This is a genomic window from Tropicibacter naphthalenivorans (assembly GCF_900176475.1).
Classification (GTDB): domain Bacteria; phylum Pseudomonadota; class Alphaproteobacteria; order Rhodobacterales; family Rhodobacteraceae; genus Tropicibacter; species Tropicibacter naphthalenivorans.
The window spans coordinates 201,464-213,741 of sequence record NZ_FWXX01000005.1; the positions used below are offsets into that span (position 1 = coordinate 201,464).

General features: G+C 61.9%; 14 protein-coding genes. All 14 read left to right on the forward strand.

The window, feature by feature from the left end; translation table 11 throughout:
• Positions 1–17 precede the first annotated feature (17 nt).
• A complete protein-coding gene (locus B9A11_RS12605) occupies positions 18–362 on the forward strand; it encodes a hypothetical protein (protein WP_058248398.1) in 345 nt (114 codons plus the stop codon).
• 166 nt (positions 363–528) lie between these two features.
• A complete protein-coding gene (locus B9A11_RS12610) occupies positions 529–921 on the forward strand; it encodes a DUF5333 domain-containing protein (RefSeq protein WP_058248399.1) in 393 nt (130 codons plus the stop codon).
• 232 nt (positions 922–1,153) lie between these two features.
• Entirely contained in the window at positions 1,154–3,172 is a 2,019-nt protein-coding gene (gene nuoG, locus B9A11_RS12615; protein WP_058248400.1) for an NADH-quinone oxidoreductase subunit NuoG, read from the forward strand.
• Positions 3,173–3,565 carry a hypothetical protein gene (locus tag B9A11_RS12620; protein WP_186009217.1) on the forward strand — a complete coding sequence of 131 codons (393 nt, stop codon included), beginning with the start codon at positions 3,173–3,175 and terminating at the stop codon, positions 3,563–3,565.
• A 9-nt stretch (positions 3,566–3,574) separates the two neighbouring features.
• Positions 3,575–4,612, forward strand: a complete 1,038-nt coding sequence (gene nuoH / locus B9A11_RS12625; RefSeq protein ID WP_058248401.1) for an NADH-quinone oxidoreductase subunit NuoH — start codon at positions 3,575–3,577, stop codon at positions 4,610–4,612.
• A 2-nt stretch (positions 4,613–4,614) separates the two neighbouring features.
• A complete protein-coding gene (locus B9A11_RS12630; protein ID WP_058248402.1) occupies positions 4,615–4,908 on the forward strand; it encodes a hypothetical protein in 294 nt (97 codons plus the stop codon).
• Entirely contained in the window at positions 4,908–5,402 is a 495-nt protein-coding gene (nuoI, locus tag B9A11_RS12635) for an NADH-quinone oxidoreductase subunit NuoI (RefSeq protein WP_058248403.1), read from the forward strand. Before B9A11_RS12630 ends, nuoI begins: the two co-directional genes overlap by 1 nt.
• A 121-nt stretch (positions 5,403–5,523) precedes the next feature.
• The gene (locus B9A11_RS12640; RefSeq protein ID WP_058248404.1) at positions 5,524–5,928 is read left to right on the forward strand and encodes a carboxymuconolactone decarboxylase family protein; all 405 of its coding nucleotides are present in this window, start codon (positions 5,524–5,526) and stop codon (positions 5,926–5,928) included.
• Complete coding sequence (locus B9A11_RS12645) at positions 5,925–6,527, forward strand: NADH-quinone oxidoreductase subunit J (protein WP_058248405.1); 603 nt, start codon at positions 5,925–5,927, stop codon at positions 6,525–6,527. Before B9A11_RS12640 ends, B9A11_RS12645 begins: the two co-directional genes overlap by 4 nt.
• Positions 6,528–6,552: 25 nt before the next feature.
• Entirely contained in the window at positions 6,553–6,753 is a 201-nt protein-coding gene (locus B9A11_RS12650; protein ID WP_058248406.1) for a hypothetical protein, read from the forward strand.
• A gap of 105 nt (positions 6,754–6,858) precedes the next feature.
• Complete coding sequence (gene nuoK / locus B9A11_RS12655; RefSeq protein ID WP_023849383.1) at positions 6,859–7,164, forward strand: NADH-quinone oxidoreductase subunit NuoK; 306 nt, start codon at positions 6,859–6,861, stop codon at positions 7,162–7,164.
• A 4-nt stretch (positions 7,165–7,168) separates the two neighbouring features.
• Positions 7,169–9,259: an NADH-quinone oxidoreductase subunit L gene (gene nuoL, locus B9A11_RS12660; protein ID WP_058248407.1), complete on the forward strand. Its 2,091-nt coding sequence runs from the start codon at positions 7,169–7,171 to the stop codon at positions 9,257–9,259.
• On the forward strand, positions 9,259–10,812 hold the full coding sequence (locus tag B9A11_RS12665) for an NADH-quinone oxidoreductase subunit M (RefSeq protein WP_058248408.1): 1,554 nt from the start codon (positions 9,259–9,261) through the stop codon (positions 10,810–10,812). The genes nuoL and B9A11_RS12665 overlap by 1 nt, the downstream gene beginning before the upstream one ends.
• A gap of 13 nt (positions 10,813–10,825) precedes the next feature.
• Entirely contained in the window at positions 10,826–12,268 is a 1,443-nt protein-coding gene (gene nuoN / locus B9A11_RS12670; protein WP_058248409.1) for an NADH-quinone oxidoreductase subunit NuoN, read from the forward strand.
• Positions 12,269–12,278: the final 10 nt, after the last annotated feature.

A 12,278-nucleotide genomic window follows, 5' to 3' on the forward strand; every position in this document is an offset into this window, starting at 1 on the left:
TGCGAGAGGACAAAGGTATGTTGCGAATTGCGATTATGGTGGCCTTGGCGCTGTCGGTGACGGGCTGTTCCAAGATCGGGATCAAACGCGCGCCGGGCGTGCTGTTCGACGGGCAAAAATTCCGCGCCAGCGCCAAAAGCACCACGCGCAGCGACCGCCAGCACTTTGTTGCCTCTGTCAAAGGGGTGTCAAAATCCTTTGATGGCGCGGTCGAGGCGGCGGAATACCAAGGCACGCGGCATTGTCTGAAATACTACGGCACCTCGGATATTGACTGGGATGTCGGCCCCGATACCCCGCGCGAGGCGCTTGTGGTGGACAATGATACGTTGACCTTCCTTGGCATGTGCCGCGACGATTAATGTGATCACACCGTTTGAACGCGCCCGTCTGCCGATACCTCAGGCGGGCGCTTTCGTCTCAATGGGGAAAAATCGCCGAAAATCTGCGGTTTTGAGGCGCGCTATTGAATAACACTGGGGCCGGCCCCCATGTGAAGGCAGTGATTTTCCGAATGGAGGCCAACCCATGCGCCTGATTCCCACCGCTGTCCTCTGTGTCGCCCTCGCGGCCCCCGCTTTTGCCAAGGTGCCGCTGCGCGACGTGGCAGACATCGACAACGGATTGATGGCCATCGCCATCGCCGACGAGATCCGCAAAGAGTGCGACGGCATCGACGCCCGCCTGTTCACCGCGCTTGGCCGCATCAACGATTTGCGCAACAAAGCCAAGGCTTTGGGCTATTCCAACGCGGAAATCGACGCCTATACAAAATCCAAATCCGAAAAGGACCGGATGCGCGCCAAGGCCGAGTCGTATCTCGCCAGCAAAGGTGTCGACGCGGACAATCGCGACCAACTGTGCGCATTTGGCAGAGCCGAAATCGCAAAAGGCACAAATATCGGGTCTCTTTTAAAGTAATTGCGCAAACCGCCCCTGAAAACGGGCAGTTCTTACCCAAAGGTTCCAAAATTACCTAAATTTGTGATCACACTTTGGGGCGGCTGGGCGAAAATACATGTTTATCGAAGATTTTTCCGGCAATTCCTGCGCCTAAAGTCTGGTATCACGACGCGGGGCGCGCTAGAAAGCGCGCGACCGCGGCCCATCTGCGGATGGGCGCTGCCAGCCACGGAACTGGAAAGGCTCGGGCATGTCCGATACGCGCAAGATCATCATCGATGGCAACGAGATTGAAGTAGACGGGGCGATGACCCTCATTCAGGCCTGCGAAGAGGCCGGGATCGAGGTTCCGCGTTTCTGCTACCACGAACGGCTTTCCATTGCGGGCAACTGCCGCATGTGTCTGGTCGAAGTGGTCGGCGGCCCGCCCAAACCGGCGGCCTCCTGTGCCATGCAGGTGCGCGATCTGCGCCCTGGCCCGGAAGGGCAGCCTCCGGTTGTGAAAACCAACTCGCCCATGGTCAAGAAGGCCCGCGAAGGGGTGATGGAGTTTTTGCTCATCAACCACCCGCTGGATTGCCCGATCTGCGATCAGGGTGGCGAGTGTGACCTGCAAGATCAGGCGATGGCCTATGGCGTCGACTTCAGCCGCTTCCGCGAGCCCAAGCGCGCCGTGGACGATCTGGACCTTGGTCCGTTGGTCGAGACCCACATGACCCGCTGCATTTCGTGCACCCGCTGCGTGCGCTTTACGACCGAGGTCGCGGGCATCACCCAGATGGGCCAGACCGGCCGGGGCGAGGACGCAGAGATCACGTCTTATCTGAACGAGACGCTCGATTCGAACATGCAGGGCAACATCATTGACCTGTGCCCGGTGGGCGCGCTGGTGTCGAAACCCTACGCCTTTACCGCCCGCCCGTGGGAGCTGACCAAGACCGAGACCATCGACGTGATGGACGCGCTTGGCAGCAACATCCGCGTCGACACCAAGGGCCGCGAAGTGATGCGCATCATGCCGCGCAACCACGACGGCGTGAACGAGGAATGGATTTCCGACAAGTCGCGCTTTGTCTGGGATGGTCTGCGCCGCCAGCGTTTGGATCGCCCGTATGTGCGCGAGAACGGCAAGCTGCGTCCGGCGACTTGGCCCGAAGCGCTGTCGCTGACCGCTGAAAAGCTGAAAGGCGCGACCAAGGCGGCGGGCATCGTCGGCAACCTTGCTTCGGTCGAGGCGGCCTTTGCCCTGAAAAACGTGATCGAAGGTCTGGGTGGCGTGGTCGAATCGCGCACCGATGGCGCGAAACTGCCCGCGGCGAATCGCTCTGCCTATGTGGGCACCGCGGCGATCGAGGACATCGACACCGCCAAGACCATTCTGCTGATCGGCACCAACCCGCGTGATGAGGCGCCGGTGCTGAACGCACGCATCCGCAAGGCGTGGATGAACGGCGCCAAGGTGGCGCGGATCGGCCAGCCGGCGGACCTGACCTATGATGTGTCCGAAATCGGTACGGGCCGCGAGGCTCTGGCGAAACTGGCCGCCATGGATCACTCGGACAAGCACGACGAAGCGGGTGTGATCATCGTGGGTCAGGGCGCCCTGAACGAGGCCGACGGCGCTGCCGTTCTGGGCACCGTCATGAAGATGGCCGAAGCGGCGCAGTCCAAGCTGCTGATCCTGCACACTGCCGCGTCCCGTGTGGGCGCGATGGACGTGGGCGCGGTCAACGAGCGTGGCATGGATGCGGTCAACGAGGCCGACGTGATCTACAACCTCGGCGCGGACGAAGTCGAAATCGGCGAAGGCGCGTTTGTCATCTACCAAGGCTCGCACGGCGATCGTGGCGCGCACCGCGCCGACGTGATCCTGCCGGGTGCCGCCTACACCGAGGAACAGGGCCTGTTCGTGAACACCGAAGGCCGTCCCCAGCTGGCCCTGCGCGCGGGCTTTGCCCCCGGCGAGGCCAAGGAAAACTGGGCGATCCTGCGGGCGCTGTCCGCCGAGCTGGGCGCAACCCAGCCGTGGGATTCGCTGGCGCAGCTGCGTCAGGCTCTGGTTGCCGAGGTGCCGCATCTGGCGCAGATCGACGAGGTGCCCGAAAACGCATGGACGCCGATTTCCGAAGGCACCCTGGGTCAGGCCGATTTCCGCCCCGTCATTCAGGACTTCTGGCTGACCAACCCCATCGCGCGGGCGTCCGAGCTGATGGCTGAACTGTCGCGCAACGCCAAGCTGCGCAACCAGACGCAGGTCGCGGCGGAATAAGTGAAGCGGCTCGCCTTCATATCCCTGTTGGCTTGCGCCACCAGCCTCAGCGCCTGCGCGGATACGCAGCAGGCGCAGCCGTTCGTGCCGGTCTATGAAGGGATCGAAACGCGGCTGCTGGAAGGGGATCTGGTGCAGTTTTCTGTACAGATGCGCGGGGCCCGTGGCGGCTCTGACGTCAAAGATTATAGCGAGTGCGCCGCTGCGCAGTACGCGTTGATCCGTGGTTACGGTTTCGCGCGCCATTTGCGCACAAATGTATACGAAGAGGGTGGCCTCTGGCGTGGAGATGCGGTTTACACCATCTCGGCGGCGCTGCCACGCGGGCTCAAGACCATCGACGCCGAAGTGGTGTCGCTGGCCTGTGCCGAGAACGGAATACCGATGGTGTGAGGACCCCAGATGTCTGACTTCTTTACCACCACTTACACAGGAATCGCGCTGGTCGTGCTGGCCCAGATCCTTTTGGTTCTGGTGCCGCTTCTTGTGTCTTTGGCCTTCTTGATGTGGGGCGACCGCAAAATCTGGGCGGCTGTCCAGATGCGGCGCGGTCCGAACGTGGTTGGCACGTTCGGCTTGCTGCAAAGTTTTGCCGACTTTTTGAAGTATATCGTCAAAGAGGTCGTGGTGCCTGCGGGTGCGGACCGGGCGGTGTTCTTTATCGCGCCGATGGTCAGCCTTGTGATGGCCTTCATCGCCTGGGCGGTGATCCCGTTCGGCGACGGCTGGGTGATCGCGAATATCAACGTGGCGATCCTCTATGTCTTTGCGATCTCGTCGCTAGAGGTTTACGGCGTGATCATGGGGGGCTGGGCGTCCAACTCCAAGTACCCGTTCCTTGGCTCGCTGCGTTCTGCGGCGCAGATGATTTCGTACGAGGTGTCGATCGGCCTGATCATCATCGGCGTTGTCATCTCGGCCGGGTCGCTGAACTTTGGCGAGATCGTCAAGTCGCAGGACGGCATGGGCCTGCTGAGCTGGTATTGGCTGCCGCACTTCCCGATGATGATCTTGTTCTTCATCTCGGCGCTGGCCGAAACCAACCGCCCGCCGTTCGATCTTCCCGAAGCGGAATCGGAACTGGTTGCCGGTTACCAGGTGGAATACTCCTCGACGCCGTTCTTGCTGTTCATGATCGGCGAACTGACCGCCGTCGTCCTGATGTGCGCCCTGGTCTCGCTGCTGTTCTTTGGCGGCTGGCTGTCCCCGGTCGAAGGCCTGCCGGACGGGTTGTTCTGGATGGTTATCAAGATGATCTTCGTCTTCTTCCTGTTCTCGATGGTCAAGGCGATCACCCCGCGGTACCGCTATGACCAGCTGATGCGCCTGGGGTGGAAAGTCTTCCTGCCGTTCTCGCTGGTCTGGGTCGTCTTCGTGGCCTTCGCTGCCAAGTTCGGCTGGTTCTGGGGGCTCTACGCTCGCTGGGCGGTTGGGGGCTAAGGATGTCCGACCTCAAGCAAGCGCTTCTGGATGCCAAGTATGTGGACATGATTTCGCTCGGCGATTTCGTTGTCCGCGACTGCGGCTTGCCGGATGTGGATGCCGAGGGAAACCTGATGCCGCAGGCGAGCGAGATCGCCGCGGCGTTGTTCCGCTGGGCGGCTGACGTGCCGGCGGGTTCAGATAACACGGCGCGGGCTGCGGCTGGCGCGGATCAAAGTGATCAGTCGGGTGGGGACAAGATCCTCCCCGAGGCGGCGGCAGAGCCCGACGCCGACAAGCAGGAGAGCGCGTGATGGCAAACATCGATTACGGGCGGGCGGCAAAATACTTTTTGCTCGCGGATTTCGTGAAGGGCTTTCAGCTGGGGCTGAAGTACTTCTTTGCGCCCAAGGCGACGCTGAACTACCCGCATGAAAAGGGGCCGCTGTCGCCCCGTTTTCGCGGTGAACACGCGCTGCGCCGCTATCCCAACGGCGAAGAGCGCTGCATCGCGTGCAAACTGTGCGAGGCGATCTGCCCCGCGCAGGCGATCACCATCGACGCCGAGCCGCGCGAAGACGGTTCGCGTCGCACCACGCGCTACGACATCGACATGACCAAGTGCATCTACTGCGGTTTCTGCCAAGAGGCCTGCCCGGTGGACGCCATCGTCGAAGGCCCGAACTTTGAATTCTCGACCGAGACCCGCGAAGAGCTGTTCTACGACAAGGCCAAGCTGCTGGAAAACGGCGAGCGCTGGGAAGCCGAGATCGCGCGCAACCTCGAAATGGATGCGCCCTACCGATGAAACCTGTTCTCCGCCATAGCTGTGCTGCGTTGACTTCGGCCCTTGGCCGGGGCGCGGCGGCCTGTGGCGGTGCGTTTTGTGCCGAGCCTGTATCGTTCGCAACGACAAAGGAGACGGCGCAATGACCGGCAAGACGCCTTTTGAACTGATGATGGAACAAGCGCAGGAAATGGCCAAGGCCTTTAACCCTGCGATGACCTCGTTCGATCCCAAGGGTTTTGAAAAGCTTTGGCCGACCATGTCCAAGGACGCCATGGAGATGTTCTTTGGCAAGGGCATGTCCAAGTCGGGCTTGGACGCCAAAACCCGCCTTTTGCTGACCCTCGCGGGGCTGACCATGCAAGGGGCACAGGCGGAAACGCCGTTCCGGATGACCGTGCGCCACGCCATCGAGGCGGGCGCCACCGAAGAAGAAGTGGCCGAGACCATCGCGCAGATGTCGATGTTCGCCGGTATACCCGCCATGACCCGCGCCATGGAACTGGCGCGTGAGGTGATGGCCGACAAAAAGGATGATGAGACATGATGGTCTTTGCCTTCTACCTGTTTGCGCTCAGCGCCATTGCGGGGGGCCTGTTCACGGTCGTTAGCCGCAACCCGGTGCACTCGGTGCTGTGGCTGATCCTTGCCTTCCTGTCGTCGGCGGGGCTGTTCGTGCTGATGGGCGCGGAATTCGTCGCGATGCTGCTGATCATCGTTTACGTGGGCGCGGTCGCGGTGCTGTTCCTGTTCGTGGTGATGATGCTGGACGTGGACTTTGCCGAGCTCAAGGCCGAGATGGCCAGCTATATGCCGCTGGCGTTGCTGATTGGCCTTGTGCTGTTGATGCAGCTGGCCATGGCCTTTGGCGTCTGGGAAGCGTCGGAACTGGCCGCAAGCCAGATGGCCGCGCCGATGCCCGCTGACATGCACAACACGCAGGCGCTGGGGATGATCCTCTATGACCAGTACTTCCTGCTGTTCCAGCTGGCCGGTCTGATCCTGCTGGTCGCTATGATTGGCGCGATTGTTCTGACCCTGCGCCACCGTGCCGACGTCAAGCGTCAGGACGTGGTGGCCCAGATGATGCGCGACCCCGCCACGGCGATGGAACTGCGCGACGTCAAACCGGGGCAGGGCCTGTAATGGCCCGCCCTTGCCGGGGCGCGCGATGAGCGCGGTCTGGGACTTCCTTTTGTCGCCGTGGGGGGTCGCGGCCTACGGGATGTTCTGGGTGGCGAAACTTTTGGCGGGGGCTTGGGTGCTCCGCCGCGCCGTTTCGATCCTGCCTCAGGCTGGCCAGGTCTGGGTGAACGGCAAAATCGGGGTGATGCGCGGGCTGATGGCCCGGTTGCGCCCCCCGGCGGTCTGACGGGCCGCACAGAGATTTGAGACCTCGGGCAACCGGGGGCAGGGGCGCAGCCCTTGTGCAAGACGAGACGGAACTGAAACGGGCAAACGACCCGGAGGGACGACAATGATCGGATTGGAACATTACCTGACGGTGGCAGCTGTGCTGTTTGTCATCGGGATTTTCGGGCTCTTCCTGAACCGCAAGAACGTGATCATCCTGCTGATGAGCATCGAACTCATGCTGCTGGCGGTCAACATCAACCTCGTCGCCTTTTCGACCCATCTGGGCGATCTGGTGGGGCAGGTCTTTACGCTCTTTGTCCTGACGGTGGCTGCTGCGGAAGCGGCCATTGGCCTTGCCATTCTCGTCTGTTTCTTCCGCAACCGCGGCACCATTGCCGTGGAAGACGTCAACGTGATGAAGGGCTAAGCCGATGGAAACCATCATCCTATTCGCCCCGCTGGTGGGCAGCCTGATCGCGGGCTTCGGCTGGCGGTTCGTGTCGATCCGCGGCGCCCAGTGGATCACCACGGGCCTGCTGTTCCTGGCCTGCGCCCTGTCGTGGGTCGTGTTCCTGACCCATGGGCCGGAAACCCAGCACATCACGATCATGCGCTGGATCGAGTCTGGCTCGCTCAGCACCGATTGGGCGATCCGTCTGGACCGCCTGACCTCGATCATGCTGATCGTCGTCACCACCGTTTCGGCGCTCGTGCACCTCTATTCCTTCGGCTACATGGCGCATGACGAGAACTTCAAAGAGGGCGAGGAAAGCTATCGCGCCCGGTTCTTTGCCTATCTGTCGTTCTTTACCTTTGCCATGCTCATGCTGGTGACGTCGGACAACCTCGTCCAGATGTTCTTTGGCTGGGAAGGCGTGGGTGTCGCCTCCTACCTGCTGATCGGCTTCTACTACCGCAAGCCGAGCGCCAACATCGCCGCGATGAAGGCCTTTGTGGTCAACCGTGTGGGTGACTTTGGGTTCGCTCTGGGCATCTTTGCGCTGTTCTACCTGACGGACTCGATCAACTTTGACGATATCTTTGCCGCGTCGGCCGGTCTGGCGGACACGCAGCTGACCTTCCTGTGGCGCGAGTGGACCGCCTCCGAGGTGATCGCGGTTCTGCTGTTCATCGGTGCCATGGGTAAATCGGCGCAGCTGCTGCTGCACACCTGGCTGCCGGACGCGATGGAAGGCCCGACCCCGGTGTCGGCGCTGATCCACGCCGCAACCATGGTGACCGCCGGTGTGTTCCTTGTGTGCCGCATGTCGCCGCTGATGGAATACGCGCCGAACGCCATGGCTTTCGTGACCGTGCTGGGCGCGACGACGGCCTTCTTTGCCGCCACCGTGGGTCTGGTGCAGAACGACATCAAGCGCGTGATCGCCTATTCGACCTGTTCGCAGCTGGGCTACATGTTCGTGGCGGCGGGCGTGGGCGTCTATTCGGTGGCCATGTTCCACCTGTTCACGCACGCCTTCTTCAAGGCGATGCTGTTCCTGGGCGCAGGCTCGGTCATCCACGCGATGCACCACGAGCAGGACATGCGCAACTATGGCGGCCTGCGTAAGAAGATCCCGCTGACCTTCTGGGCGATGATGATCGGCACGCTGGCCATCACTGGCGTGGGTATCCCGCTGACGCACTTTGGCTTTGCCGGCTTCCTGTCCAAGGATGCGGTCATCGAAAGCGCATGGGCGGGCACCGCGGGGGGCTATGCCTTCTGGATGCTGGTCATCGCGGCGCTGTTCACCTCGTTCTACAGCTGGCGTCTGATCTTCATGACCTTCTACGGCAAGCCGCGCGGCGACAAGCACGCCCATGAGCACGCCCATGAAAGCCCGACTGTCATGCTGATCCCGCTGGGCGTTCTGTCGCTGGGTGCGATCTTCTCGGGGATGGTGTGGTACAACTCGTTCTTTGGCGACCACAACTCGGTGAACAAGTTCTTTGGCATTCCCGCCCATCACGAAGAGATGGCGGACGCCGGTCACGGTGACGATCACGCGGCCCCGGCGGCGGATCATGGCGCAGCTGACGATCACGGCGCAGCGGTGGCCCACGCGGCCCCGCAGGGCGCGATCTTTATCCACCCGGACAACCACGTCATGGACGAGGCGCACCACGCCCCGACCTGGGTCAAGATCAGCCCCTTCATCGCCATGCTGATCGGTCTGGGCACCGCCTACCTGTTCTACATCGTCAACCCGTCGCTGCCGGTGCGTCTGGCGCAGCAGCAGCAGCCGCTGTACCAGTTCCTGCTGAACAAGTGGTACTTTGACGAGATCTACGACTTCTTGTTCGTGCAACCGTCCAAGGCCATTGGCCGCTTCTTCTGGAAGCGCGGTGACACCAATGTCATCGACGGGTCGATCAACGGCGTGGCCATGGGCATCGTGCCCTTCTTTACAAAGCTCGCTGGGCGCGCGCAGTCCGGCTACATCTTCACCTATGCCTTTGCCATGGTCATCGGCATCGCGGTCTTCATCACCTGGATGACGCTCAGCGGAGGGGCGCACTAATGGGTAACCTTCTTTCCATCGTCACTTTCCTGCCCGCTCTGGCAGCCCTTGTCCTCGCGCTGTTCCTGCGCGGGGGGGATGAGGCGGCCGATCGCAATGCAAAGTGGCTGGCGCTGATCGCCACCTCGGCGACCTTCGTGATTTCGCTGTTCATCCTGTTCCAGTTCGACCCCGCCGACACCGGTTTCCAGATGGTCGAGGAACGCACTTGGGTGATGGGCCTGACCTACAAGATGGGCGTCGACGGCATTTCGGTGCTGTTCGTGATGCTGACCACCTTTATGATGCCGCTGACGATCTATGCCTCTTGGGGTGTGGAAAAGCGGGTCAAGGAATACATGATCGCCTTCCTGCTGCTGGAAACGCTGATGCTGGGCGTGTTCATGGCGCTGGACCTGGTGCTGTTCTACATGTTCTTCGAGGCCGGTCTGATCCCGATGTTCCTGGTGATCGGCATCTGGGGCGGGGCGAACCGCATTTACGCATCGTTCAAGTTCTTCCTCTACACCTTCCTTGGCTCGGTGCTGATGCTGGTGGCGATGGTGGCGATGTACGCGGACGCGGGCACCACCGACATCCCGACGCTGATGACTCATACCTTTGGCACCGAGACGTTCAGCCTGCTGGGCATTCAGGTGGTCGGCGGGATGCAGACGCTGCTATTCCTCGCGTTCTTTGCCAGCTTCGCGGTCAAGATGCCCATGTGGCCGGTGCACACCTGGCTGCCGGACGCCCACGTGCAAGCGCCGACCGCAGGCTCGGTGGTGCTGGCGGCGATCCTGCTCAAGATGGGCGGCTACGGCTTCCTGCGCTTCTCGCTGCCGATGTTCCCGGTGGGCTCTGAAGTGATGTCTGACCTCGTCTTCACCCTTTCGGTGATCGCGATCATCTACACCTCGCTGGTGGCGCTGGTCCAAGAGGACATGAAAAAGCTGATCGCCTATTCGTCCGTCGCGCACATGGGCTACGTGACCATGGGGATCTTTGCGGCGAACCAGCAGGGCATCGACGGCGCGATCTTTCAGATGCTGTCGCACGGCTTTATCTCTGGCGCGCTGTTCCTGTGTGTGGGCGTGATTTACGACCGGATGCACACCCGTGAGATCGACGCCTATGGCGGTCTTGTGAACCGGATGCCGGCCTATGCGCTGATCTTCATGTTCTTCACCATGGCGAACGTCGGCCTGCCGGGCACCTCTGGCTTTATCGGGGAATTCCTGACCCTCATGGGTATCTTCCAGAAGAACACCTGGGTCGCGGCGGGCGCTGCAACCGGTGTGATCCTCTCGGCGGCCTATGCGCTGTGGCTGTACCGCCGCGTGGTCATGGGTGATCTGATCAAGGAAAGCCTCAAGACCATTCAGGACATGAACGCCCGCGAAAAGCTGATCTTTGCGCCGCTGGTGGTCATGACGATCTGGATGGGGGTCTATCCCGCGCCGATCCTCGACCGCATCGGGCCGAGCGTCACGGCATTGGTTGAACATTACGACTCGGCTGTCGAGGCGGCCGGTCTGGGTGCTGCGCCTGTTGCAGCCGTAGCAGAACATTAAGGGGGCGGGTCACATGATCTCGGCTGATCTCAACATCATCCTGCCGGAAATCCTCATCGCGCTGTTCGCGATGGTGGCTCTGGTCGGCGCGGTCTACACCGGCAAGGACAAGCTGGCCTCTGTGCTGGTCTGGGCGACCTCGGCGCTGTTCCTGCTGATCGCTTTCTGGGTGGGCACCACGGGCGAGGGGGCTTCGGTCGCCTTTAACGGGATGTTCATCGAAGACGGCTTTTCGCGCTTTGCCAAGGTGGTCATCCTGACCTCGGCGGCGGCGGTCCTGCTGATGTCCGAAGGGTACATGGCCCGCCGTGGCCTGCTGCGGTTTGAATATCCGCTGCTGGTGGCGCTGGCCGTCGTCGGCATGATGATGATGGTCTCTGCGGGCGATCTGATGTCGCTGTATATGGGCCTCGAGCTGCAATCGCTGGCGCTGTACGTTGTCGCGTCGCTGCGCCGCGACAGCGTGAAATCCACCGAAGCGGGCCTCAAGTACTTTGTGCTGGGCGCGCTGTCCTCGGGGCTGCTGCTTTACGGCGCATCGTTGATCTACGGCTTTGCGGGCACCACGCTGTTCTCGGGCATCATCGCCGCCGCCACCGAAGGCCACGTCTCGGTCGGTCTGCTGCTGGGCCTCGTGCTGATGATCTCTGGCCTCGCGTTCAAGGTCTCTGCCGTGCCGTTCCACATGTGGACCCCGGACGTCTATGAAGGCTCGCCGACCCCGGTCACCGCCTTCTTTGCCACCGCGCCCAAGATGGCGGCCATGGGCCTGTTCGCCCGCGTGATGCACGACGCCTTTGGCGGGGCCGTCGCGGACTGGAGCCAGGTGATCGCGCTGATTTCCGTGCTGTCCATGTTCCTTGGTGCCGTTGCCGCGATCGGCCAGCGCGATATCAAGCGTCTGATGGCCTACTCGTCGATCGCCCACATGGGCTATGCGTTGATGGGTCTGGCGGCGGGCACCGAGCTGGGTGTGCACGCGATGCTGGTTTACATGGCGATCTACGTCACCATGAACGTCGGCACCTTTGCCTTTATCATGTCGATGGAGCGTGACGGCCAGCCGGTGACCGACATCAACGCCCTTGGCATGTACGCCTCCAAGGAGCCGGGCAAGGCGCTGGCCATGCTGGTGCTGCTGTTCTCGCTGGCCGGTGTTCCGCCGCTGCTGGGCTTCTTTGGCAAGCTCTACGTGCTGCGCGCCGCCTACGAGGCGGGCCTTGCGTGGCTGGCGGTGGCCGGTGTGATCGCCTCGGTGATCGGGGCCTTCTACTACCTGCGGATCGTCTACTACATGTACTTTGGCGAAGAGCAGGAAGAGGCGCTGGACGGTGGCAAGTCTCCGGTCCTTTGGGGCTTCCTGATGGCGTCCGCGATCATCATGGTGGTCGGCATCGTCAACATGTTCGGCGTCGATGGCGCGGCGCAAGCGGCGGCCATGGCGCTGGTCAACTGACCGACGGCCT